The sequence below is a fragment of the Salinicola halophilus genome, from assembly GCF_003206155.1.
In the GTDB taxonomy this organism is placed as follows: domain Bacteria; phylum Pseudomonadota; class Gammaproteobacteria; order Pseudomonadales; family Halomonadaceae; genus Salinicola; species Salinicola halophilus.
In genome coordinates this window covers 1,538,796-1,561,987 of sequence record NZ_PZJV01000001.1, presented here as the reverse complement: position 1 = coordinate 1,561,987, position 23,192 = coordinate 1,538,796, and the positions used below count along the sequence as shown (strand labels likewise).

General features: G+C 66.6%; 24 protein-coding genes. 9 read left to right on the top strand and 15 right to left on the bottom strand.

What is annotated here, in order from left to right; translation table 11 throughout:
* Position 1: 1 nt before the first annotated feature.
* The 4 genes from DOM33_RS07030 (at position 2) to DOM33_RS07015 (ending at position 3,172) form a co-directional block, all read left to right on the top strand.
* Positions 2–1,390: an MFS transporter gene (locus DOM33_RS07030; RefSeq protein WP_110667092.1), complete on the top strand. Its 1,389-nt coding sequence runs from the start codon at positions 2–4 to the stop codon at positions 1,388–1,390.
* A gap of 101 nt (positions 1,391–1,491) precedes the next feature.
* A complete protein-coding gene (locus DOM33_RS07025; protein WP_110667090.1) occupies positions 1,492–1,806 on the top strand; it encodes a BolA family protein in 315 nt (104 codons plus the stop codon).
* A complete protein-coding gene (locus DOM33_RS07020; protein ID WP_110667088.1) occupies positions 1,803–2,669 on the top strand; it encodes a hypothetical protein in 867 nt (288 codons plus the stop codon). The genes DOM33_RS07025 and DOM33_RS07020 overlap by 4 nt, the downstream gene beginning before the upstream one ends.
* Before the next feature lie 14 nt (positions 2,670–2,683).
* The gene (locus tag DOM33_RS07015; protein WP_239495281.1) at positions 2,684–3,172 is read left to right on the top strand and encodes a GNAT family N-acetyltransferase; all 489 of its coding nucleotides are present in this window, start codon (positions 2,684–2,686) and stop codon (positions 3,170–3,172) included.
* A 54-nt stretch (positions 3,173–3,226) separates the two neighbouring features.
* Here the strand turns inward: DOM33_RS07015 and DOM33_RS07010 are convergent, their stop codons facing one another.
* Together DOM33_RS07010 and rsmD are read right to left on the bottom strand one after the other, a co-directional pair.
* Complete coding sequence (locus tag DOM33_RS07010) at positions 3,227–3,478, bottom strand: cell division protein ZapB (protein ID WP_110667083.1); 252 nt, start codon at positions 3,476–3,478, stop codon at positions 3,227–3,229.
* A gap of 201 nt (positions 3,479–3,679) precedes the next feature.
* The gene (gene rsmD / locus DOM33_RS07005) at positions 3,680–4,348 is read right to left on the bottom strand and encodes a 16S rRNA (guanine(966)-N(2))-methyltransferase RsmD (protein ID WP_110667081.1); all 669 of its coding nucleotides are present in this window, start codon (positions 4,346–4,348) and stop codon (positions 3,680–3,682) included.
* A gap of 127 nt (positions 4,349–4,475) precedes the next feature.
* Between rsmD and ftsY the strand changes: the two genes are divergently transcribed.
* From ftsY to rpoH, 4 genes are all read left to right on the top strand, one after another.
* Entirely contained in the window at positions 4,476–6,110 is a 1,635-nt protein-coding gene (ftsY, locus tag DOM33_RS07000) for a signal recognition particle-docking protein FtsY (RefSeq protein ID WP_110667078.1), read from the top strand.
* Entirely contained in the window at positions 6,107–6,775 is a 669-nt protein-coding gene (gene ftsE / locus DOM33_RS06995; protein WP_110667076.1) for a cell division ATP-binding protein FtsE, read from the top strand. Before ftsY ends, ftsE begins: the two co-directional genes overlap by 4 nt.
* Entirely contained in the window at positions 6,772–7,755 is a 984-nt protein-coding gene (gene ftsX, locus DOM33_RS06990; RefSeq protein WP_110667074.1) for a permease-like cell division protein FtsX, read from the top strand. The genes ftsE and ftsX overlap by 4 nt, the downstream gene beginning before the upstream one ends.
* A gap of 291 nt (positions 7,756–8,046) precedes the next feature.
* Complete coding sequence (gene rpoH / locus DOM33_RS06985) at positions 8,047–8,913, top strand: RNA polymerase sigma factor RpoH (RefSeq protein ID WP_110667072.1); 867 nt, start codon at positions 8,047–8,049, stop codon at positions 8,911–8,913.
* Between the two features lie 125 nt (positions 8,914–9,038).
* On the opposite strand, the gene slmA is transcribed toward rpoH, so the two are convergent.
* The 8 genes from slmA to DOM33_RS06945 all read right to left on the bottom strand — a co-directional run bounded on the left by slmA (position 9,039) and on the right by DOM33_RS06945 (position 16,961).
* Positions 9,039–9,647 (bottom strand): nucleoid occlusion factor SlmA, encoded by a 609-nt coding sequence (gene slmA / locus DOM33_RS06980; protein WP_110667069.1) that lies wholly within the window; start codon positions 9,645–9,647, stop codon positions 9,039–9,041.
* 53 nt (positions 9,648–9,700) lie between these two features.
* Positions 9,701–10,615 (bottom strand): acetylglutamate kinase, encoded by a 915-nt coding sequence (argB, locus tag DOM33_RS06975; protein WP_110667067.1) that lies wholly within the window; start codon positions 10,613–10,615, stop codon positions 9,701–9,703.
* Positions 10,616–10,674: 59 nt separating this feature from the next.
* Positions 10,675–12,096, bottom strand: a complete 1,422-nt coding sequence (locus DOM33_RS06970; RefSeq protein ID WP_110667065.1) for a phosphomannomutase/phosphoglucomutase — start codon at positions 12,094–12,096, stop codon at positions 10,675–10,677.
* A gap of 62 nt (positions 12,097–12,158) precedes the next feature.
* A complete protein-coding gene (locus DOM33_RS06965) occupies positions 12,159–12,695 on the bottom strand; it encodes a YaeQ family protein (protein WP_110667063.1) in 537 nt (178 codons plus the stop codon).
* 76 nt (positions 12,696–12,771) lie between these two features.
* Positions 12,772–13,272: a dUTP diphosphatase gene (dut, locus tag DOM33_RS06960; RefSeq protein WP_110667061.1), complete on the bottom strand. Its 501-nt coding sequence runs from the start codon at positions 13,270–13,272 to the stop codon at positions 12,772–12,774.
* Positions 13,273–13,360: 88 nt separating this feature from the next.
* A complete protein-coding gene (gene coaBC, locus DOM33_RS06955; protein WP_110667059.1) occupies positions 13,361–14,668 on the bottom strand; it encodes a bifunctional phosphopantothenoylcysteine decarboxylase/phosphopantothenate--cysteine ligase CoaBC in 1,308 nt (435 codons plus the stop codon).
* Between the two features lie 75 nt (positions 14,669–14,743).
* Complete coding sequence (locus tag DOM33_RS06950; protein ID WP_110667057.1) at positions 14,744–15,670, bottom strand: EthD domain-containing protein; 927 nt, start codon at positions 15,668–15,670, stop codon at positions 14,744–14,746.
* Positions 15,671–15,767: 97 nt separating this feature from the next.
* Complete coding sequence (locus DOM33_RS06945) at positions 15,768–16,961, bottom strand: MFS transporter (protein WP_204352619.1); 1,194 nt, start codon at positions 16,959–16,961, stop codon at positions 15,768–15,770.
* Between the two features lie 124 nt (positions 16,962–17,085).
* Between DOM33_RS06945 and DOM33_RS06940 the strand changes: the two genes are divergently transcribed.
* The gene (locus DOM33_RS06940; RefSeq protein ID WP_110667055.1) at positions 17,086–17,994 is read left to right on the top strand and encodes a LysR family transcriptional regulator; all 909 of its coding nucleotides are present in this window, start codon (positions 17,086–17,088) and stop codon (positions 17,992–17,994) included.
* 38 nt (positions 17,995–18,032) lie between these two features.
* Here the strand turns inward: DOM33_RS06940 and DOM33_RS06935 are convergent, their stop codons facing one another.
* The 5 genes from DOM33_RS06935 to DOM33_RS06915 form a co-directional block, all read right to left on the bottom strand.
* Complete coding sequence (locus tag DOM33_RS06935; protein ID WP_110667053.1) at positions 18,033–18,434, bottom strand: hypothetical protein; 402 nt, start codon at positions 18,432–18,434, stop codon at positions 18,033–18,035.
* A 146-nt stretch (positions 18,435–18,580) separates the two neighbouring features.
* Complete coding sequence (uxuA, locus tag DOM33_RS06930; RefSeq protein ID WP_110667051.1) at positions 18,581–19,762, bottom strand: mannonate dehydratase; 1,182 nt, start codon at positions 19,760–19,762, stop codon at positions 18,581–18,583.
* Between the two features lie 2 nt (positions 19,763–19,764).
* On the bottom strand, positions 19,765–21,258 hold the full coding sequence (locus DOM33_RS06925; RefSeq protein ID WP_110667049.1) for a mannitol dehydrogenase family protein: 1,494 nt from the start codon (positions 21,256–21,258) through the stop codon (positions 19,765–19,767).
* 3 nt (positions 21,259–21,261) lie between these two features.
* A complete protein-coding gene (locus tag DOM33_RS06920; protein WP_110667048.1) occupies positions 21,262–22,542 on the bottom strand; it encodes a TRAP transporter large permease in 1,281 nt (426 codons plus the stop codon).
* Positions 22,542–23,177 carry a TRAP transporter small permease gene (locus tag DOM33_RS06915; RefSeq protein WP_110667046.1) on the bottom strand — a complete coding sequence of 212 codons (636 nt, stop codon included), beginning with the start codon at positions 23,175–23,177 and terminating at the stop codon, positions 22,542–22,544. Before DOM33_RS06915 ends, DOM33_RS06920 begins: the two co-directional genes overlap by 1 nt.
* Positions 23,178–23,192: the final 15 nt, after the last annotated feature.

The window sequence follows — 23,192 nt, the reverse complement described above, 5'->3', positions numbered from 1 at the left end:
CATGCTGAAAAGGTTGTTCGAAGAGCGCCCGGGGGACGACGGTCTGCCCGGGCGCGAGCGTAAGCTGGCGATGCTGGCGATGATCACCGGCACCCAGCTGGCAGTGCTTGACAACGGGATCGTCAACATCGCGCTGCCCACTCTCGCCGATGCGCTTGCGATCAGCGGCTCGCAGTCGATCTGGATCGCCAACGTCTATCAGCTGGTCACCGCGGCGCTGCTGCTCACCTTTGCGGCGCTGAGCCGGCGTATCGGTCGTCACCGGCTCTATATCGGCGGGCTTGCGATCTTCACGCTCGCCTCGCTGGGCTGTGCGCTGTCGCGCTCCTTCGAGTGGCTGCTCGCGGCGCGGGCGCTGCAGGCGGTGGGGGCGGCGGCCATGCTGAGTATTGGCCCCTCGCTCTACCGCATCATCTTCCCCAGCCGGCTGCTCGGCTCCGCCATCGGGCTGAGCGCGCTGACCGTCGCCTTCGGCATCGCCGCGGGGCCGTCGCTCGGCGGGCTGATTCTGCACGTGGCGGACTGGCCGTGGCTGTTCGCCATCAATGTACCGATCGGACTGCTGGCGCTAACGCTGGCGACACGTTCGCTGCCCAGAGAGGCGCCGATACGGGGGCGCATCGATCTCATCGGTGCGCTACTCTCGATCGTCATGCTCAGCGGTAGCGTTTTCGCACTGGATCAATTCGGTCACGGCGACGGTGGCGCCCCGGCGATCGCCACGCTCGCCGTCAGTCTGCTGTGTCTGATCGGGTTCGTGTGGCGCCAGCGCCATGTCACGCGTCCGCTGGTACCGCTGGCGCTCTTCGCCGAGCCGCGCTTCTCGTTTGCCGCCACGGTATCGATGTTCGCCTTTCTCGCCCAGGGCATCGCCTTCGTGGGTCTGCCTTTTCTGTATCAGACCACGCTCGGTGTTTCGCCATTGGACTCGGCGCTGCTGTTCACGCCCTGGCCGCTGGCGATCATGCTGATCGGCCCGCTGGCGGGGCGGTTGGCCGACAAGGCCAATCCGGCCGTGATCAGCTCGACCGGACTCGGAATCTTTCTCTGCGGCATGCTGGCGCTGGCCGGTATCGACGCGGAGACCCATGGCCTCGATATCGTCTGGCGCAGCGCGCTCTGCGGGATCGGCTACGGGCTCTTTCAGGCGCCCAACAATCGCGAGATGATCGGCAGTGTCTCGGTTGAGCTGAGCGCCAGTGCCTCCGGCGTGCTCGCCTCGGTGCGCACCTTCGGCCAGTCGCTGGGGACCGCATCGGTCGGCCTGATCCTGGGACTCTCCTTCGGTTCGCTGACGTTGTCGCTGTGGCTCGGCTGCGTTTCGGCGCTGGTCGCGCTGGGCTTGAGCCTCTACCGTGTGCCGCTGGCGAGAAACCCGCACCGTCGCTGACTCATGCGGTTGCGGCATCGAGCGAGCGTGTCGTCGGCGCCTCGCTGTGCGAGGCTCGAGTGCGACGGTACAATGACGCCACTGGCACAGGAGACGCTGACATGAGTGTTCAAGCCCGCATCGAAGAGAAGCTGCTCGCCGCACACGAGCCGCTTCACATGGCGGTAGAAAACGAAAGCCACATGCACAATGTCCCGCCGAATGCCGAGACGCATTTCAAGGTCACGCTGGTGTCGTCACAGTTCGAGGGATTGATGCCGGTCAAGCGCCACCAGCTGCTTTATTCGACGCTGGCCGACGAACTCGCCGGGCCAGTGCACGCACTGGCGCTGCACCTGTACACGCCAAGACAGTGGGACGCGCGCGGTGAGGACCGCCCCGATTCGCCCAGCTGTCGCGGGGGAGGCGGGCGTTGACCGCCGACCCGCAAAGGCTGCAGTACCTGGAAGCGATGGGCGTTCCCGCCTGGGTCTCGCGCTATCGCTTCACCAATGCCAAGGCGACCGAGCAGAGCGAATGGGTCGAACCGGCCAAGCGCGAAAAACCCGCGCCCGGGGAGCGTCTGCATGCGCTGCTCGACCGCACCGAGCCGGTCGAGGAGACCCGCCGTCGATCCGACGCGAGCGACGCGACGTCGACCGATCAAGCGAGCGCTTCTGAATCCACCGGTGCGGCGACAGCGCCGCATGGCGAGCGCACCGGTCGCGCCAGAGCACTGCTGGGTGCCGAGATTGGCCTCGACGAATCCCGCAAGCCGGTCGAGGAGGCTCCCGCAACGCCGGCACCGACCGACGAGCCTGCGACCGACGCGGGCGTCGCCGCCGAACCGCTGCGCTTCTCGCTGCACCTTGCCGTGCTCGACGGGCGCTGGTGGCTACTGCTGCCCGGCGAGCGGGCGCTGTCGAAGGCGGGAGAGGCGCTGCTCCAGCAGATGCTCGCAGCAGCAGGAATGCCGGCGCGCTGGCAGTCGCTCGCGCACCTTCGCTGGCCGCTGATGCCGACCCCCACCACCGACCCCGAAGGGGAAGCCCGGGAGGGCATCGAAGTCTTCTGTGCCGGCCAGGCGCGACGCAACGGTCTGACCATCGATGGCGCCATCGTCGTCGGTGACGAGAGCTGGACGGCCCTGGTTGGCGCGGCGTCGGCCAGTACGACCTTTCATCGCTGGCCTCATCCCGACGACCTTCTCGGCAGCGTTAGCGCCAAGCGCGACAGCTGGGTGCAGCTCGGCGCCGCCGGCAAGCGCTGGCGCACGACGTCCGACGACGCCGAGCGCTGACGACGGCGCCAGTCATGACTCTGCCACCCGAGCTTCCCCCGTTGCCCGCTAACGCCCGCATGCGCCAGTTAGGCGCCACCGATCTGGCCGCGATAACGGCGTTCGAGGCCCGCGCCAACCCCGACGCCTGGTCCTCGGTGCTGCTCGAAACTGCACTCATCGATAGCGATCAGGTGGTCTGGGGGCTCTCTGTCGACGGCGAGTTGGGCGCGGTGGCGATCGTCGCCTGGCTACCCTTCGACGCCGAGCTGCAGTCGATCAGCGTGTCACCGAACTACCGACGACAGGGTTTGGCGGCGGGGGTGCTGGCAGCCTTGAAAGCGCAGGCAGCGGCGCATGGCAGCGAAAGGATGCTGCTGGAAGTGAGGGCGGCCAATCATGCGGCGCAGGCGCTCTACCGGCGCTGCGGTTTCGAGGTCGATGGCCGACGGCGGGGCTATTATCGCCGTGAGGACGGCAGCGGCGAGGACGCCGTGCTGATGTCCTGTGATCTCACGCAATGAACGGCCGGCGGGGAGTGACCCGCCGGCCGTCTTGCCAAAGCGCGTGTCGGAAGCTCAGTAAGCGTTCTCGTGCGGGTTGCCGGTGGGGGCACCCGGGGCTGCCGGCTGGCTTGCGCCGCTGTCCGCCGTGTCCAGCGACTGCAGGGTGTTGAGCAGGCCGCTCAGGCGCTGTTCCCACTCTTCGCGTTCACTGCGAAAGCGGGCGTTCTCCGCTTTCAGCTCCTCGTTTTCCATCTTCAGCATCTCGATGCTATCGACGGCGTTCTGGATTTTCTGCTCTAGCTGGGCGAAGACTTCACCGTTCATGACGGGCTCCTTGATCGGGGATGACACGCCGCCGGCTCGTCCACGTCGACGTACCAGCGGCAGGATGAATGGGTATTGAATCCGACGCACGCTAGGCCGGATGGCGCTCCGCGACGGTTGGCGGCCAGATTACGTGGCGCCGCCCGGACGGACAAGCGTGGCGATGCGCCGTCGTGATCTGGCCGCGGTGCGGCACGGGGCTCATCGCGCCTCGTCGGCGTGCTCCCTGGCGAGTCGGCGAAAGAGCCTGCCGTGGCTGTCGCCGGCTCGCACGTCACGATAGAGCGACCAGTTCGCCGGTGGCGACCACTCAAGCGGCTGCTCGCTCTCGACGTAGATGAATGCCTCGTCGGCGAGCCAGCCATGACGTTCCAACTGCTCGCAGGTGCTCGCCGCGAGCTCCTGACGAAACGGCGGATCGAGAAAGACCAGATCGAAGGGCCGCATGGTCGCCGCGGGGGGCGCCGCCGAGAGATAGTCCGAGACGTCGGCGCGCTCGACGTGCGCTGAGAGGTGCAGCCGCGCCAGATTCTCCTCGATCGCCGCTGCCACCGGCGGCTGCGATTCGACGAAGACGACCTCCGCCACACCGCGGGACAGCGCTTCCAGCCCCAGTGCACCTGTTCCCGCGTAAAGATCCAGCGCGCGGCGACCGACCAGCTCGAAGGCCAGCCAGTTGAACAGCGTTTCCCGCACTCGATCCGGCGTCGGGCGCAGCCCAGGGCTCTGCAGCACCGGCAGCCGCCGGCTGCGGTGTTCCCCGCCGATGATACGAAGTTCGCCGCCACCGCGAGGCGCAGTCGTCTGGCGTGGGCCGGCAGTCGAGGACGGGGGGCGCGGTCTAGCGCGGTTTGAGCGGCGTCGATTCATGGCGCGCGATTGTACCCCCGCTCTCGTGCCGGTGATAGGATGAGCCCTCGATATCGATATTCTCCAAGGCCGCGGCGGCGGGCAGTTTCACTTGCCTGGTCCCGGCCCGCCAGTAGCGAAGTCATTCATGTTCGGACTATTCAAGAGCCGCAAGAAGCAGCAGGAAAAGGAGGAGGCGCGCCGCCGCGAGGAAGCGGAGGCGGCCGAACGCGCGGCGGCATCCGCCGGCGAATCGACGCCTGACGAAGACGCCGCCGACGCGACCGCGCAGCCTGGCGCGAATGAGCAAGCCGCGGTCGAGCATGACGCGAATGAGCGTGATGCCGTCGTGGCCGAAACGGGCGAGCCCGACACCTCGGCGGCGGTCGAGGAGATCGATCCCGCCAAAGCGTCGGTCGACGCCTTCGATCCGGAACGCTCGGCGGCAGTCGACTATACGCCCGAGGCGATCGAGCAGACGGCCGCCGAGCAGGCGCTGAGCGAGCCGCTGCCGCCGGAGTCCGCGGCGTCGGCGGTCGACGAGACGCCAGCGGGGCAGACTCGTGCCAGCGAACTCGCCACCGACGTGACTCCGCCACCCGAAGAGACCGGCGCTGCGGCGCGGGCGCCGGAAGACGCGGCGACTCGAGACGTGCCGCCGGTCCCCGCCGAGCCGGTCGATCGCGGCGAATCCGAGACGCGAATCGAGCCCGGGCCCGAGACCAAGCTCGAGCCAGCGCTAGAGCCAGAGCCTGACGTACGGACTGACGCGCCGGCGCCGGTCGATACCCCGCCGGCGGAGGTCGCGCCTACGCCGCCCGCGACGCAGGAGAAGCCCAAGAAGGGCGGCTGGATGGCACGCGTGAAGGCGGGGCTGGGCCGCACGCGTGCCAACCTCACCGACGGTATCGCCGAACTGCTGCTGGGCAAGAAGCAGATCGACGATGACATGATCGAGGAGCTCGAGACTCAGCTGCTGATGGCCGACGTGGGGATCGAGGCGACCACCGAGATCATCGGTCGTCTGACCGATCGCGTGTCGCGCAAGGAGCTCGCCGATGCCGATGCGCTGTATCGCGCGCTGCAGGAAGAGCTCGCCGCGCTGCTCGAGCCGGTCACCCAGCCGCTGACGCTGCCGCCCAAGGGCGAGGGACCCTTCGTGATCCTGATGGTCGGCGTCAACGGCGTGGGCAAGACCACCACCATCGGCAAGCTGACCCAGCGTTTCCAGAATGAAGGGCGCAGCGTGATGCTTGCCGCTGGCGACACTTTCCGTGCCGCTGCCGTCGAGCAGCTCAAGGTGTGGGGTGAGCGTAACCACGTACCGGTCATCGCCCAGCACACCGGCGCGGACAGCGCTTCGGTCATCTACGACGCCCTGGCCGCGGCGCGAGCTCGCAATGTCGACGTGCTGATCGCCGATACCGCGGGGCGGCTGCACAACAAGAGTCACCTCATGGAGGAGCTCAAGAAAGTGCAGCGCGTGATGGCCAAGCTCGATGCCGCTGCCCCTCACGAAGTGATGCTGGTGCTCGACGCGGGTACCGGTCAGAACGCCATCTCCCAGGCGACGACGTTCGACGAGGCGATCCCGGTCACCGGCATCACGCTGACCAAACTCGACGGTACCGCCAAGGGTGGCATCATCTTCGCGCTGGCGAAGAAGATGAACATTCCGATTCGCTTCATCGGCGTCGGCGAGACGCTCGACGACCTTCGACCGTTCGATTCGGACACCTTCGTTCGAGCGCTGTTCTCGCGGGACGACGACGCCGAGTCATGATCGCCTTCGAGCACGTCGGTAAACGCTACGGCGGGCGCTTCGAGGCGCTCGCCGATATCGATTTTCGTGTCGACCGCGGCGAGATGGTCTTCCTGACGGGGCATTCGGGCGCGGGCAAGAGCTCGCTGCTGCGCCTGATCATGCGCCTGGAAAAGCCATCCCGCGGTCGAGTGCTGGTCGCTGGACACGACCTCGACCGGCTCCACCTGAGTCAGGTGCCGTACTACCGGCGCCAGATCGGTGTGGTGTTCCAGGATCACCAGCTGCTCTTCGATCGCGACATCTTCGCCAACGTGGCACTGCCGCTGACCATCCAGGGCCTCGAGCCGCACGAGGCGGCGCGACGCGTGCGGGCGGCGCTGGACAAGGTGGGTCTGCTGCACCGTGAGCGAGCACTGCCGATCGAACTCTCCACCGGCGAGCAGCAGCGCGTGGGTATCGCCCGCGCGGTGGTCAACAAGCCGGCGCTGCTGCTGGCGGACGAGCCCACCGGTAACCTCGATCCACAGCTTTCTGCAGACATCATGCGCCTGTTCGAGGACTTCAATCGCATCGGCACCACGGTGCTGATCGCAAGCCACGATCTGGCATTGATCGCGCGTCTACGCCACCGCGTCATCAAGCTGAGCGAAGGCCGGCTGGTTAGAGACGGGAGTGCGGCATGAGCCAACGCGACAGCGCCAATCGCCGCGCCCCCAGTGGCGCGCGCAAAGCCCAGCGTAGCGGCAGCCAGAGCGGACGAGCGTGGTTGCGTCATCACCGCGCCATGCTCGGCGACAGCGCACTGCGGCTGGTTCGCCACCCGGTGGCGACCCTGCTGACGCTGCTTGCCATCGCCATCGCGCTGATTCTGCCCGCCGGGCTCTGGATCGCGCTGGACAGCGCGCGTCTGCTCGATGCCGAGCTGGATGAAAGCGCGACGCTCACGGTCTATTTCGCCGATGACGTCGACGAGTCGCGCGCAATGGCGCTCGCCGGCGAAATCGGCAGTACGCAAGGCGTCGGTGGCACGCGGCTGGTGACGGCGGCCGAGGGGCTGGCCGATTTTCAGCAGGCGCTCGGCGTCGACGATGCGCTCACCCAGCTCGATGCCAACCCGCTGCCGGCGAGCGTCGTCGTCACCCCGGTGTCACCGGCGCCAGCGGCAGTCGAGGCGCTGAGCGACCGACTCGAGAACGTGGCCGGCGTCGATGAGGTGAGACTCGATCTGGCCTGGCTCGACCGCCTGCAGCAGCTCGCCGAGGTTGGCAGGCGTGTCGCGATGGCGTTGGCGCTGCTGTTCGGTCTCGGCGTGCTGCTGGTCGTGGGCAATACGGTGAGGTTGGCGGTGGAGAGCCGACGTCAGGAGATCGAGGTGGTTACGCTGATCGGGGCGACGCACGCCTTCGTGCGCCGACCGTTTCTTTACAGCGGGGCCTGGTACGGTCTGGGCGGCGGAGTGCTGGCGCTGGGAATTCTAGCACTTGGCGGTCGCTGGCTCGCCTCGCCTGTGGCGGCCCTTGCCGAGAGCTACGGGGCGCATTTCACGCTACCGTCTCTGGGACTCGGACACTCGGCTTTACTGCTGGTTTTTAGTACAATTCTCGGTTGGTTGGGCGCCTGGCTGGCGGTGGGGCGTCATCTGGCGGACATCAGACCCCGCTAGGGTAGGTGCCGACCCATCGAGATCGGTCGCGCGCGGACTGGCTGCCAATAGCCCCGATCGATGGCAGCCATAGCCCGGTCGAACCAATCACCGGCTGGATAAAGGCTTGAACCTTTGTCTAGACTTAGGGTCCTATAAGGACTTTTCAAGAGTGACTTGCTACGAGAGTCACGGTCATCGACGGCAGTCGTCGTCACTCGAGGCGTGCCAAGCGCACGCCGAAGGTCGCGAAACGGGATGGAAGCTCTGCTCTCTCGAATCGACGGACCGATGTTTACGGAGACATTGCACATGAGCACCAGTCTTCAGGCCTTGGGGAATCTTTCGCCGGGGCACGATCTCAACGGCTATATTCAAGCGGTCAACGGTATCCCCGTATTGACGGCCGACGAAGAGCACGACTTGGGCGTACGGCTGCGCGAAGAGGACGATTTGGAAGCGGCACGCCGTTTGATCATGTCGCATCTGCGCTTCGTCGTTCACATCGCACGCAGCTACTCGGGCTACGGTCTGCCGCAGGCGGACCTGATCCAGGAAGGCAACGTCGGGCTGATGAAAGCGGTCAAGCGCTTCGACCCTTATCAAGGCGTGCGCCTGGTCTCCTTCGCGGTGCACTGGATCAAGGCCGAGATTCACGAGTACGTGCTGCGTAACTGGCGCATCGTGAAGATCGCTACCACCAAGGCGCAGCGTAAGCTCTTCTTCAATCTGCGTAGCGCCAAGAAGCGTCTGGCGTGGCTCAACAACGACGAAGTCGACGCCATCGCCAAGGATCTGGACGTCAAGCCCACCGTGGTTCGCGACATGGAAGGTCGACTTTCGGCCTTCGATGCCGGCTACGACGCCAGCCCCGGCGACGACGACGAGCAGGCCTACCAGGCGCCGGCGCAGTATCTCGAGGATCACAGCTTCGATCCTGCGGCACAGCTCGAAGCCGATGACTGGGAAGCGGACTATACGCGCCGTTTGCGCAACGCGCTCTCCACGCTCGACGAGCGCTCGCAGGATATCCTGCAGCGACGCTGGCTGGCCGAGACCAAGTCGACGCTTCACGAGCTCGCGGATGTCTACGGCGTCTCCGCCGAACGTATTCGCCAGCTCGAGAAGAACGCGATGAACAAGATCAAGCAGCAGCTCGGCGACACGATCGCCGCCTGATCTCGCATCACCTGCAAGAAGGCGGTTCAATCTCCATCGAACCGCCTCTTGCCGCATACAGAAAAGCCCGGCTTCGTGCCGGGCTTTTTTATGGCAGCAGGGTGGCGCCAGTCGTCAACGCGACCTCAACGATTCGCCGGTGCCGTCAGAAGGGCATCCGCGAGCAGCGACCACTGATCTTCCCAGTGTGCCGTGGGGGCATGACGAAAGTCGCTTCGCACGTACTGGCTGATCCGCCCTTCGACGAACGCCGCCAGCAGGTTGGCCGCCGCCGTGGGCGGCGCGCTGGGACGAAGCCCCTCCCGCGGTTCGGCCTCGCGGAGAATCTGCTTGAACTGCGTTTCGAGGCGTTCGAAGAGCTGCGACATGCGCTTTCTCAGGCGCTCGGTTTCACCCGTGAGAACGTCACCGTCCATCAGCCGGCTGAGGCCGGGATTCTTTTCGGCGAAGGTGAGCGTCAGTTGGACGATCGTCTGGCAGCGAGTCGCGGCGTCCGGCGCGTCGTCGAGGATGCGCCTAATGCGTTCGAACAGACTCGTCTCGATGAACTCGATCAGCGCCTCGAACATCCGTGCCTTGCTCGGAAAGTGGCGGTAGAGCGCCGCCTCGCTGACGCCGACCTGACGGGCCAGCGCGGCGGTGGTGATGCGTTTGCCGCTGTCTTCTTCGAGCATCATGGCGAGCGCCTGAAGAATCTGCTCGCGACGAGAGGGTGGGGGCGTTGCCTGCGTCATGGCGTCGTCTTTTTTGTCGGATCGTTTTGTTGTGAAGGGCGCGGGGATTGGCTTCAGGGCGCCTCATGCAAGGGTTGGTCGGTGATCTGGGTGCCGACCCCGGCATCGGTGAATATCTCGAGTAGCGTGGAGTGAACCACGCGGCCATCGACGATGACGGCGCTGCCGACGCCGCCCTTGACCGCTTCCAGTGCGCAGCGAATCTTCGGCAGCATGCCACCGTAGATGGTGCCGTCACTGATCAGCGCATCGACCTGTTCGGTGGTAAGGCCGGTCATCACGTTACCGTCGCCGTCTTGCAGTCCCGCGACATTGGTCAAGAGCATCAGCTTCTCCGCGGAGAGTGCCTCGGCGACCTTGCCGGCGACGAGATCAGCGTTGATGTTGTAGCTGTGGCCCTTGGCATCGACGCCGATCGGTGCGATCACCGGAATGAAGTCGCGCTCGGCGAGCATCTCGATCAGATCGGTGGAGATGTGCTCTACCTCGCCGACGTGGCCGATGTCGATGATCTCGGAGGCGGTCATCTCCGGCGTGCGCTGCTCCACCTTGAGCTGGCGGGCCCGGATCTGGGCGTTGTCCTTGCCGGTGAGGCCGATCGCCTTGCCGCCGCACTGGTTGATCTGGTTGACGATGCTCTTGTTGACCAGTCCGCCGAGCACCATCTCGACCACGTCCATCGTCTCGGCGTCGGTCACTCGCATGCCGTTGACGAAGCGCGACTCGATGTTGAGCCGCTCGAGCAGCTGACCGATCTGCGGTCCGCCGCCGTGGACGACCACCGGATTGATGCCGACCTCCTTCATCAACACCATGTCGCGGGCGAAAGAGTCGATCAGACGGTCCTCGGTCATGGCGTTGCCGCCATACTTGACCACCACCGTCTTGCCCGAATAGCGCTGAATGTAGGGCAGCGCTTCGGAGAGAATTTCCACTACCTGGCGTGGATCGCGGGGGCTTGCGCTCATGTCGTCGCGGCTCCGGTGATTGCGTGGTTGGGTCGGCGTCGCCTCGAGCCGATCGGGATTCAAAAGGGTAGATGGGCGTCCGGCAGCACGCCGAGCAGGGCGGTGCGAAAGCGCTGCTGCACCCGTTCGAGCGACGTGGCGTTCTTGCCCTCGAAGCGCAGTACCAGTGCCGGCGTAGTGTTGGAGGCGCGGCAGAGCCCCCAGCCGTCGGCATAGTCGACGCGGATGCCGTCGAGGGTGGTACGCACGCCCTCGCCGAAATCCCCCGTCTCGGCGAGGCGCTCGACGAGTCCGAACTTGGCGTCGTCGCTGACCTCGACGTTGAGCTCCGGGGTGCCCGGGTCCTGCGGGAAAGCGGCGAAATAGGTATCGGCGTCGTCGGGTTGGCGCGAGAGAATCTCAAGAAGCCGGGCGGCGGCGTAGAGTCCGTCGTCGAAGCCATACCAGCGCTCTTTGATGAAGATGTGGCCGCTCATCTCGCCGCCGAGCTGGGCGCCGGTCTCCTTCATGCGGGCCTTGATCAGCGAGTGCCCGGTACGCCACATCTCCGGCTCGCCGCCGGCGCGTTCGATGATCTGCGCGAGATTGCCGGTGCACTTGATGTCGAAGACCACCCGTGCGCCCGGGTCGCGCTCGAGCAGGTCGGTGGCGAACGCCATCAGCAACCGGTCGGGATAGACGATCTCGCCCGTCGACGTCACCACGCCGACGCGATCGCCGTCGCCGTCGAAAGCCAGGCCGATGTCGGCGCCGGTCGCTTTCACCTCGGCGATCAGGTCGACGAGGTTTTCGGGCTTGCCCGGGTCCGGATGATGGTTGGGGAAGTCGCCGTCGATCTCGGCAAACAGCGGGATCGTCTCCACGCCCAGCGCCTCGATCAGGCGCGGTCCGAGTTCGCCGGCGACACCGTTGCCGCAGTCGACCACCGCCTTGAGCGGGCGCGAGCGGTGGCGCGTGTCGAGAGTGACGTCCCCGAGGATGCGTTCGAGATAGGCTGGGCGAATGTCACGCGGCTCGAGCGTCCCCTCGCCGTGGCTGAAGTCGTCGTGACGGATGCGCTCGTAGAGTGCCGTGATCGCGTCACCCGAGATCGCAGCGCCGCCGAGCACGACCTTCAGGCCGTTGTAGTTCGGCGGATTGTGGCTGCCGGTGACCATGACCCCGCTGGCAGTGTCATCGAGCGTGGCGGTGGCGAAGTAGAGCACCGGCGTCGGTACGCGGCCGATATCGATCACGTCCCGCCCGGCGGCGCGCAGGCCGCGAATGAGTGCCGCGCTCAAGGCCGGTCCGGAGTGGCGGCCGTCCCGGGCCACTACCACGGCACGCTCGCCCCGCTCGGCGGCTTCGCTGCCGATGGCACGGCCGATCGCTTCGACCCCGCTCTCCGTCAGCGTCTCGTCGACGATGCCGCGTATGTCGTAGGCGCGGAAGATCGACGCGGGTGGCACCGAAGCGGGCGGTGTGGCAGACGTATCGGTCATCGATCGCTCCTAATAATCAGGAATCGGAAAGTCTCGTGGACCATGCGACCTTGCGTGGCCCGTCAGGTCCAGCGCTCGGGCGTGAGCGTCACGGATTCGCGGCCGTCGGTGATCAGCCATTCGCCCTCCATCAGCGTCGCGCCGAGACGCATGTGGCGCTCCATCAGGGCGGCAAGCGACTGGAGTGTCGTTTCCGGTAGATACCACACCGTCACCCGAGAGAGAGCGCGGACGTCGTCGCCCAGCTTTTTCCACCACTGCTCGGCACTGCGAGCCGTATAGGCATAGACGATGACGCGATCCGCCCGCGATAGTCCCTGCTTGATGCGCTTGAGCGAGGGTTCGCCGAGCTCGATCCAGCACGCGATATGGCCATCCGGGGCGTGGCGCCAGAGATCCGGCTCGTCGTCGCTGCTGAGTCCGCGCGTCATTGTCAGCGCTTCATCGGCGTTGGCCATGAAGGCCAGCAGCCGCGCGCTCAGGCGTAGATCGGTCTCCGACGGGTGGCAGGCGATGGTCAGCGCGTGCTCGGCATAGTAGTGGCGCTCGAGATCGCTGATGTCGAGCTTTGCCTTGTAGATGGTTGCGCCCAGCGCCACGTGACTCTCCTGAGTTATCGGCGGGCCGGAAGAGGCCCGTCCGCGATGCCGGCGCTCGCGCGTCGGGTCGATTGATTCATTGGCGTCCGGAGTGACCGAAACCGCCGCCCGCACGCGCGCTTTCGTCGAATGACTCGACGATCTCCAGTTCCGCCTGCACCACCGGCACCAGCACGTACTGCGCCAGGCGTTCGCCGGGCTCGAGGGTGAACGCCTCGCGCCCACGGTTCCACACCGAGATCATCAGCTCGCCCTGGTAGTCGGAGTCGATCAGCCCGACCAGATTGCCCAGCACGATGCCGTGCTTGTGCCCGAGCCCCGAGCGCGGCAGCACGACTCCGGCAAGCGTCGGGTCGGCAATGTGGATCGCAAGCCCCGTGCGCACCAGCTCGGTCTCGCCGGGGGCCAGCGTCAACGGCGCATCGAGCAGCGCCCGCAGATCCATGCCCGCACTGCCGTCGGTGGCATAGTGCGGCAGCGGGTAGTCATGAACGCGCTCGTCGAGAATCCTGACCGAGAGGCGACGCGGGACGGAGGACGCGGTGGTGGAAGGGCTGGAGGAAAGAGGCGATGACATGCACGTGATCCTGAAACTTGAGTTCACCGGCAGGAGAGCGCCGGGTCGGGAAGCGCCCTAGCTTATCACTGCTCGCAAGCCGGCGAGCTCAGTCGAGCCGCTCGATGATGCGATCGATGACGAGAGCGGCGAGCTCGGCCTTGCCGCGAAGCGATACCGTCTCGCGGTGGGTCTCCCCCTCGCCGGGCCAGAAGAGCGTGGCGGCATTGTCGTCGCTGCCGAAACCGGCACCGGCGAGAGTGACGTCGTTGGCGACGATCAGGTCGAGACGCTTGCGCGCGAGCTTGTCGGCGGCGTGGGTTTCCAGCGACTGCGTCTCCGCGGCGAAGCCGACGGTAAAGGGGCGCTCGGCGCGGGCGGCGACCGTGGCAACGATGTCCGGGTTGCGCGTCAGCGTGAGCGTCAGGCCCGTATCGCCGTCGCCTTTCTTGAGCTTCTGCGAGCTCACCTCGGCGGCGCGATAGTCCGCCACCGCGGCGCAGCCGATGAAGATGTCACAGGGCAGCGCCGACTCGACGGCCTCGAGCATTTCCACTGCCGAGAGCACATCGACGCGCTCGACGCCGGCGGGGGTGGCGAGCGCGACCGGTCCGCTCACCAGCGTGACCCGGGCGCCCCGAGCGGCGCAGACCGTGGCGAGGGCGTAGCCCATCTTCCCCGAGCTGTGATTGGAGAGATAGCGAACCGGGTCGAGCGCTTCCCGCGTCGGCCCGGCGGTGATCACCACTCGCTTGCCGGCGAGGTCGCGGGGCTCGGTCGCCGGTGTCGGTGAGAGAGGTTCGGTCGCCGGTGTCGTTGGGATAGGTTCGGTGGGGAAAGAGCCGCCATGAAGCGCATCGGGGCCTGATGCCTGGGTCTCTTCGAGCCCTGAGAGAATCGCTTCCGGTTCGAGCATGCGCCCCGGGCCGACGTCGCCGCAGGCCTGGTCGCCGGCGTCCGGGCCCAGCAGCGTCCATCCGAAGGACTCGAGCCTTTCGGCGTTGGCAAGGGTCGCTGGATGGCGCCACATCGCCTGATTCATTGCTGGCGCCATGATGCAGCGCGCCTCGGTGGCGAGGCAGAGCGTGGTGAGCAGGTCGTCGGCGTGACCGTGGGCGAGTCGCGCCATCAGATCGGCGGTGGCCGGGGCGATCAGGATGACATCCGCCCACTTGGCCAGCTCGATGTGACCCATGCCGGCTTCCGCCTCGGTGTCGAGCAGTGAGGTGCGCACCGGCTCGCCGGTCAGCGCCTGCAGGGTCAGCGGCGTAATGAAGGCCTGGGCACCCTCGGTCATGACCACACGCACCTCGCAGCCCGTCTTTTTCAGCAGGCGTGCGAGGTGAGCACTCTTGTAGGCGGCGATGCCCGCGCTGATACCGAGCAGCACGCGCTTTCCGAACAGTGAGGTCGACATGATCGCGGGTCCTGAAAAACGGGCCCCAACCTTATCACCCGCACTGACGGTTGCGTAGCGCGTGCCGGGTCGCGATCAGTCGCTGTCGAGCTTGCCGTGCTTCATCAGCGTCTGGACCTCGGGCATGAGCTGGTTGTTGGCGCCGAGCTTGCCGATCAGCTGTGCCGGGCGGCTGCCGCGAAGGCCGGCCAGCGTCATCTGCCGGTCGCGAACGTAGACGTAAGTGCCGCTGACGGCGAAGGCGGTCGCATGGGCGACGTGCGTCTTCAACCCGTTCTCGAGCCGCTTGAACGCCTCGGACTCGAAGAAGGCGCGACGCTCGAGAGGCGATTCGAATGCCAGCTCCAGCACGGCGACCAGCTTGCGCTCGTCGGGCACCTGGTGATTGACGTCCGGCGCCGGCGGGGCCGGGTTGTCGTTGTCGTAGCGCTCTGGCGTATGCACCCGCACTTTCAGCAGCGCCGACTCCTGCGCCAGCGCCGATCCCAGCTCGTCGCGAATGTAGCTTGCGAAGGTGTCGACGTCGCCATGGGCGGCACCCAGATGCACGTGCATGCGGTCCAGGCCGTCGTCGCCGTTCGGCGTGGCATCGGCGACGCGATCGACCAGCGTGGTCGAACCGTTGGGCAGCGAGTAGGCGATCGTCTCCTCGAACATGTTCTGTTCGTCGGCGAACAGCAGGTGGCAGGCGTCCATGAAGGTCTGCTGGTCCTGCTCGGAGGCGAAGCCGATCTCCACGCCGCCATCCAGCACGTAGTCCGGGAAGGCGGTGATGCCCTCGACGGCGGGCCAGAGGTGGTCGTCCTGCTCTCGGTCGAGGTGCGTCTGGACGTACCAGGCCAACCCCGGCAGGCGAGAGCAGAGCGGGCCGTGAACGTCGCGCCAGTAGGTCGCGAACAGCTCGTGCGGCACCCGCGTGCGTCGCAGCACGGTGGTATAGGTGTTGATGGCGATGTTGGCGTCGCGCTCGGAAAAGTCGCGCTGATCGGATGCTGTCGTCATTCCTTCGACTCCGTCATTCATGAAATAGCGTGCACGCGAACGTGCGATTGAGATCGAGACCGGCAGCGCCGGTCTCGATTTCCCGGCCGTCGCCGGGTCACGCCTGGCGACCCAAGCGGCGGATGAACGGGATGGCCACGGCCGCGAGCAGGGCGATCGCCGCGGCGACCATGCCGAGGCTTACCATGCCGAAACGCTCGATGACCGCCCCACCAATGATAGCCCCCAGGCCGATGCCTGCATTGGCCATGGAGACGTTCAGCGTGCCGGCCAGCGCCTGGGCATGCGTGGCGGCCTGCATGACGCGAACCTGGCAGATGGGATAGAGCGCGGTATTGGCGATGCCCCAGAAGACGATGGCGATGGCCAGCAGCAGCGGGTGGTCGGCCACCGATACGGTCGCCGCGATGGCGATCGCCAGCGCCACCACGCCGATGAAGGTCACCCGCAGGGGCGCGCGCTCGACGAACTGTCCGCCCAGCCAGTTACCGAACAGTCCGGTGACGCCGAAGCCCATCAGCCACCAGCCCACCTGGTCCGACGGAATGCCCGCCAGTCGCTCGAGTAGATCGGCGAGATAGGTGTAGGCGGTGAACATGGCGGTGAAGACGACGACGGAAAGGGCGAGATTGGCGAGAAAGAACGGGCTCTTGAGGATGCTGGCCTGCTCTTTCAGGCGCAGTCGCGAAGGACGCTCCAGCGTCGGCATGACGATCTGCAGCAGGACAGCCATCAGCAAGGAGAGCAAAGCCAGGGCGAAGAAGGTGCCGCGCCAGCCGATGACGCCCGTGGCCAGCGTACCCAGCGGGATTCCCAGCACCATCGCGCCGGCGATACCCAGATAGACATTGGAGACCGCCTTGCCGGCGCGATCGGGGCCGGCGATGCTGGCCGCGGTCTCGCTGGCGGTGCCCCAGAACACGGGTAGCGCCAGAGCAGGGATGATACGCGCGATCGCCAGTACCCACAGGTTGCTGGAGAGCGCCGCCAGGGTGTTGGCCGCGGCGAACAGTACCAGGATGGCCACGAATAGCCGTTTACGATCGAAGTGCGACACCAGGCTCGTGAGTATCGGCCCGAAGAGCATGACCGTGAACGCGAAGAGCGTGACGAGCTGACCCGCCGTCGAGATCGACACGTCGAGGTCGCGAGCCAGTGACGGCAGCAGGCCGACGATGACGAACTCGGTAGTCACGATCACGAACGCCGAGATCGCGAGCAGCAGGATCGACAGTCCGCGGCCGGCGGGGGCGTCCGCCCGGTCGGCGGGAGAAGAAGAGGTCGAGGACACGAGAGACTCCAGCGAATGGCTAGGGGAGATTGGATGGCGCCTAGCCTAACGCTGGAAATAGAATCTGTACTGCGGAGTTTTTTCACAGGATAGTGGAATCTGAGTCCACAATCGGAGGCGTGTCATGGTGTCGTCGGAGCGTTTGAAAGGAATCGAGACGTTCGTTACGGCCGCCGACCTGGGTAGCTTCACGGCGGCGGCGGCGCGTCTGAATCTGACCACCTCGGCGATCAGCAAGAGCGTGGGGCGGCTGGAAGCGCGACTGGAGACGCGTCTGTTCGCGCGTACCACCCGCCGGCTGGTGCTGACCGATGCCGGGGCGGGGTTCTACGCGACCTGCACTCGGGTGCTGGCAGAGCTTGCCGATGCCGAGTCGATCCTCGCCGCGGACGGTTCCGATCCGGTGGGTCGCCTGACGATCAATCTGCCCGCGACGTTCGGCCGGATGCAGGTGATGCCGTCACTGCTGGCATTCTGCGATCACCACCCGGGCATCGAGCCGCAGGTCGTCTTCTCGGACCGCTTCGTCGATCTGGTGGAAGAGGGCGTGGACATCGCCGTGCGCATCGGCACCTTCCGACAGCCGTCGGAGGCGCTGGGGTTTCGTCATCTGGGAACGGAGTCGTTGATACTCTGCGCCGCTCCGAGCTACGTCGAGCGGCATCGGGGCGTCGAAAGCATTGACGATCTGCCGGCTCGAGACGCCATTCTCTACGGCAGGGCGGACGGGGCGACCACGCCGTGGCGGTTGAAAACCGGCGACGGGGGGATCGAACACCGGGTGATGCGAGGACGGATGGTGCTCGGCAGTGCCGAAGCGCAGGTGAGCACGGTCAAGGCGGGATTCGGCGTGGCCCAGCTCGCGACCTGGCTGATCGAGCGCGAGCTGGAAAGCGGTGAGCTGGTCGAGATCCTGCCCGCGTACCGTTCGCCCGGCCTCGACCTGCATCTGCTGTGGCAGCGCGGTCGACAGTTGAACCCCAAGATCAACGCCGGCATTCGCTGGCTGGGCGAACGGCTGCGAATCGACTGAACGAGGTTGGCGGCGGGCGCTGTCCCGGCCTCTCGCCGTCAGTCGGCGTCGCTGAGTTCGCCCTCGCCGACGACCTCGTCACCGTCGAGCCACTCGATGCTCGCCTCGCCGTCCCGGCGCACGCCGTAGCAGGTCGGCTCGCCGTCGCCATAGTCGAAGCACATGCGGTCATCGACGACGGTGGCCTGGCCGGTATAGCCGTCACCCTCGATGGTGCCGTCTTCGCGGTAGACCTCGTCGTAGCGCTGGCCGCTGGCCATCGCCCCTTGAACCCGATTCCCCCACACCTCCTGGCGGATGTCGGCGCCGCTGAGGCGTTCGCCCTCCGCTGCGGCGGCGGTCGTGGCGGTGGCGCCGGTCAGAGCGGCGAGGCTCGCCGCCAGGCAGAAGCCCAGCAGGGCGCGGTTATTGGCGGTTTTCGGTGATGTCGCGGTCGGCATGTGGCGCACTCCCGGAGAGGTTGGCAACAAATCGCGTGACGGCCGTCAAAGACGACCCTCACGGGCAGGGCGAATCCCTTCACTGAGCGTAGACCGCCGACCGCAATTCGGATGCGCGTCGGCGTCACACTTTTCTGGCAGAGCGCTCAGGCCAGCAGACGCGCCACGGCGTGCTCGACCCCGCGCAGCTCTGCCAGCCCCTTGAGTCGGCCAATCAGCGGATAGCCCGGGCGGCTCTCCCGCTTGAGATCGTCGAGCAGGTGATGACCGTGGTCCGGACGCATCGGCAGGCGATGCGCCTCCCGGCCGTCGGCTCGGCGTCGGCGCTCCTCGTGGATCAGCGCGGCGATCACGCCGACCATGTCGACGTCGCCGTCGAGATGCTCGGCCTCGTGGAAACTCATCGGATCGGCCTCGCGCCGCGTCGCCCGCAGGTGGACGAAGTGCACCCGCGAAGCGAAGCGCTCGGCCATTGCCACCAGGTCGTTGTCGGCGCGAACGCCGAAGGAGCCGGTGCAGAAGGTGAGGCCGTTGGCAGGGCTCGGTACGGCGTCGAAGATTCTCTGCACGTCCGCCGCCGTGGAGACGACGCGAGGCAGACCGAGCAGCGCCCGCGGCGGATCGTCGGGGTGGATCGCCAGGCGCACGCCGGCCGCTTCGGCGGCGGGCACCACCGCACGCAGAAAACCCGCCAGGTTGGCGTGTAGCCGCTCGGCGTCGATATCGCGATACGCCGTCAGCGCCTGGCGAAAGTCCGCCAGGGTGTAGTGCTCCTCGGTACCGGGGAGACCGGCGATGAGCGTGTCGATCAGGCGCTGGCGGGCACCGGCATCGAGGGTCTCGAGATAGCGCGCGGCCGCCTCTCGCTCGGCATCGCTGTAGTCGGCCTCGGCGCCGTCGCGTTCGAGCAGATGGAGATCAAAGGCGGCAAGCGCCGTCTGATCGAAGCGCAGCGCCGTGCCGCCGCCGGGAAGCGGCCAGGCCAGATCGGTGCGCGTCCAGTCGAGGATCGGCATGAAGTTGTAGCAGACCACCGTCAGCCCGCAGGCGCCGAGGTTGGCGAGCGTCTGGCGGTAGTTCTCGAGGTGGCGTTCGGCTTCCGGCACTCCCTGTTTGATCGATTCAGCCACCGGCACGCTCTCGACCACCGACCAGCGCAGACCGGCCGCCTCGATCTGGCGTTTACGCTCGAGGATTGCCTCGGTCGGCCAGACCACGCCGTTGGGAATGTCGTGCAGCGCGGTGACGATGCCGGTCGCCCCGGCCTGACGAATCTCGGCGAGGGTGATCGGGTCGGCGGGGCCGAACCAGCGCCAGGTCGCTTCCATACTCAAGACTCCCGCGGGTCGTGGACGATGGCATCGATCGTCGTCGCGACGCCGTGTTGCTCGAGGTGTTCCAGGCAGAATGTGACGCGTTCGCGGAAACGGGCATCGCGCGCCAGCCCCGCGGGAAAGACCTCGTCGAGTGCCAGAAACGCCTGCGTCAGCGCCGCTGGGTCGTCGGTGTGGCGGTTATGCAGCGCGGCGAAAGTCTCGCTCAAGGGATCGCTGATCGTGTGCGGCGTGCCGGCGAGGTTGGTCCCTTGGGTGAAGCGAATCCAGGCGGCGACGCCGAAGGCCGTCAGCGGCGCTTCTTCGCCCGCGGCTAGGCGCGCCTCTGCGCCGGCGAGCCAGCGCTGGGGCAGCTTCTGCGAGCCGTCCATGGCGATCTGGATCAGCCGATGGCGCAGGCTGTCGTTGCGAAAGCGCGCCAGCAGCCGCTGGGTGTAGGCCTCCACGTCGGTGCCCGCGGGCAACTCGAGGGTCGGGGCCGCCTCGCGCTGCCAGTAGCGCTCGAGCAGCGTGCGAAACGCCGGGTGCGCCATCGTCTCGTCGACCGTCTCGAGGCCGGCCAGGGTGCCGACGTAGGCGAGCAGCGAGTGGGCGCCGTTGAGCAGGCGAAGCTTCATCGTCTCGAACGGGGTGACGTCGTCGACTATCTCCACGCCGTCCGCGGCCCAGTCGGGGCGGCCCTGGGGGAAGTTCTCCTCGATCACCCACTGGCGAAACGCTTCGCCCACCACGGCGGCGGGCTCATCGACGCCGATCTGCGCCAGGCGCTCACGGTCGGCATCGGTCATCGCGGGGACGATGCGATCGACCATGCTCGAGGGGAACGCCACCTTGGCTTCGATCCACTCGGCCAGCGCCGGGTCACGGTGGCGTGCCAGCGACACCACGGCGTGGCGCGTGCGCCGACCGTTCTCCGGCATGTTGTCGCAGCAGAGCACGGTGAACGCCGGCGTGCCGGCCTCGCGGCGGCGGGCGAGCGCTTCCACCAGCATGCCCGGCGCGGTATGCGGCGCGTGCGGCGCGGTGATGTCGTGGCGGACCGGTTCGGCGTCGGTCAAAAGCTCGCCGCTGGCCGGGTTGAGGAAGTAGCCCTTCTCGGTGACGGTGAGCGTGACGATGCGCACATTGGCTTCGCTCATGCGGGCAAGCAGCGTCTCGCGGTCGTCGCCGTCCGGACCGGCGTAGAGGGCCTCGCGAATGGCGGTGATCTCTCTGAGCGTGACGTGATCGCTGTCGCGGAACTCGGCCACGCGGTAACGGCAGTCGCTCGCGCGCAGCTGATCGACCAGCGCGCGGTTGGAACGGAGGTTGGCGCTCGAAATCCCCCAGGCGTCGCCGTGCCCGCCGCCCAGGCGGTTGAGGCATGCCTGTAGGTAGACCGCCTGGTGGGCGCGGTGAAAGGCGCCGAGGCCGAGATGCACGATACCGATGCCGGACGGCGTGACGAGCGCGGGTTCGGGTGTGACGTGAGGGGGCCGTTGGGTCGACATGGTTCAGCTTCCCATCAAGAGGTTGGGCAGCCAGAGCGAGAGCGCCGGCACGAAGGCGACCAGCATCAGCACGATCAGGTTGCAGATCAGAAACGGCACGATCGCTTTCGCCACCCGCAGCATGGGCAGCTTGCCGATGCTCGACACGACGAACAGGCAGACGCCGACCGGCGGCGTGGTCAGGCCGATCATCAGGTTGAGCACCGCCATCACGCCGAAATGGATCGGATCCATGCCGATGCCGGTGGCGACACCCAGCAGCGCCGGGAAGAGGATGATCAGCGCGGCGATGGTCTCCATGAACGCCCCGACGCAGAGCAGGATGACGTTGAGAATCAGGATCACCACGATGGGGTTGTCGCTGAAGCCCAGAATGGCGTCGGCGATCAGCTGCGGAATCTGCTGGCTGGTGAGAATCCAGCCGAACAGGTTGGCCAGCCCCACCAGCAGCATCAGCGCCGCCGAGGTGACGACGGTATCGGAGAAGATGCCGCCGAGATTGCGCCAGTTGATCCCCTTGTAGACGAAGGTGCCGACCAGCAGGGCGTAGAGACTGGCGACGATGGAGGCTTCCGTCGGCGTGAAGAGCCCGCCGATGATCCCGTAGAGGATGATGAAGGTCATCATCAGCGCCCAGAACGCGCTGCGGCCTTCGGTGAGCAGTTCCTTGAAGGTGGCCCGCTTCTCCTTGGGATAGCCGCGCTTCACCGCCAGCCAGTAGGCGGTGACCATCATCGCCACGCCCAGGAGCAGCCCCGGCAGGGCGCCGGCGAGGAACATCCGGCCCACCGAGATACCCGACAGCGAGCCGACGATGATCATCGGTACGCTCGGCGGAATGATCGGGCCGATGGTGGAAGAAGCGGCGGTGACGGCGGCGGCGAACGGCTTGTCGTAGCCCGCCTTCGACATGCCCGGGATCATCACCGAGCCGATGCTGGCGGCGTCCGCCACGGCGGTACCGGAAATGCCGCTGAAGATCATCGAGCCGCCGACGTTGGCAAGCCCGAGCCCGCCGCGGATGTGTCCCACCAGGGCGTTGGAGAAGCGCACGATGTGCTGGGTGATGTTGCCCACGTTCATCAGGTTGCCGGCCATCACGAAGCCGGGGATGCAGAGCAGCACGAAGGAGTCGATGCCGGAGAACATGCGCTGGGGCACGATGGTCAGCGAGATGTCGCTGAGCAGCAGATAGGCCACCGACGATACGCCCAGGCAGAAGGCGATCGGCAGTCCGATCAGCAGCAGCACCAGAAAGGTGACGAAGAGAACGGCGATTTCCATTAGCTCTCACTCCGGGCGTGGGGAGCCGGACGAACCAGGGCCAGAACCCCTTCGAGCGTGCAGATCGCGGCGTAGAAGGCCAGCGAGGCGAACAGCAGCACCGAGGAGTAGAAGATGTAGACCATGGGGATGCGCAGCGTCGGCGAGGTCTGGAAAGCGCCGATCTGGGCGAACTGCCAGGCGTTGGGCAGCACCATGAGGACGAAACCGAGGGTGATCAGCGAGATCACGATCAGATAGAGCGCCCGCCCGCGATGCGTGAGGCGCCCATGGAAGAGCTCGACGTTGACGTTGCGATGCCGGTGCAGGACCACGCCGGCGCCCAGCGACACCATGTAGATGAAGCAGTAGCGGGTGAGCTCTTCGGTCCAGGAGATCGTGATGGGCAGGAACAGGCGCGAGGCGACCTGCAGCAGCACCGTCAGCGACAGCGCGATGAGGGCGACGATTCCCAGTACCAGCAGCAGCCGGTCGAGCGCATCGGCGAGCTTGCCGAGCGGCCCGCCGAGCCGCGGTATCCGCGTCAGCACCTCGAGGGACTCTTCGATGTCCGTCGAGACATCGGCAGGCGGCGAGGCAGCGTCGGTCGCCTTGACCGTGCCGCTCGAGGCGACATCCACTTTGGGATTCGACATGGCAAGCTCCGAACG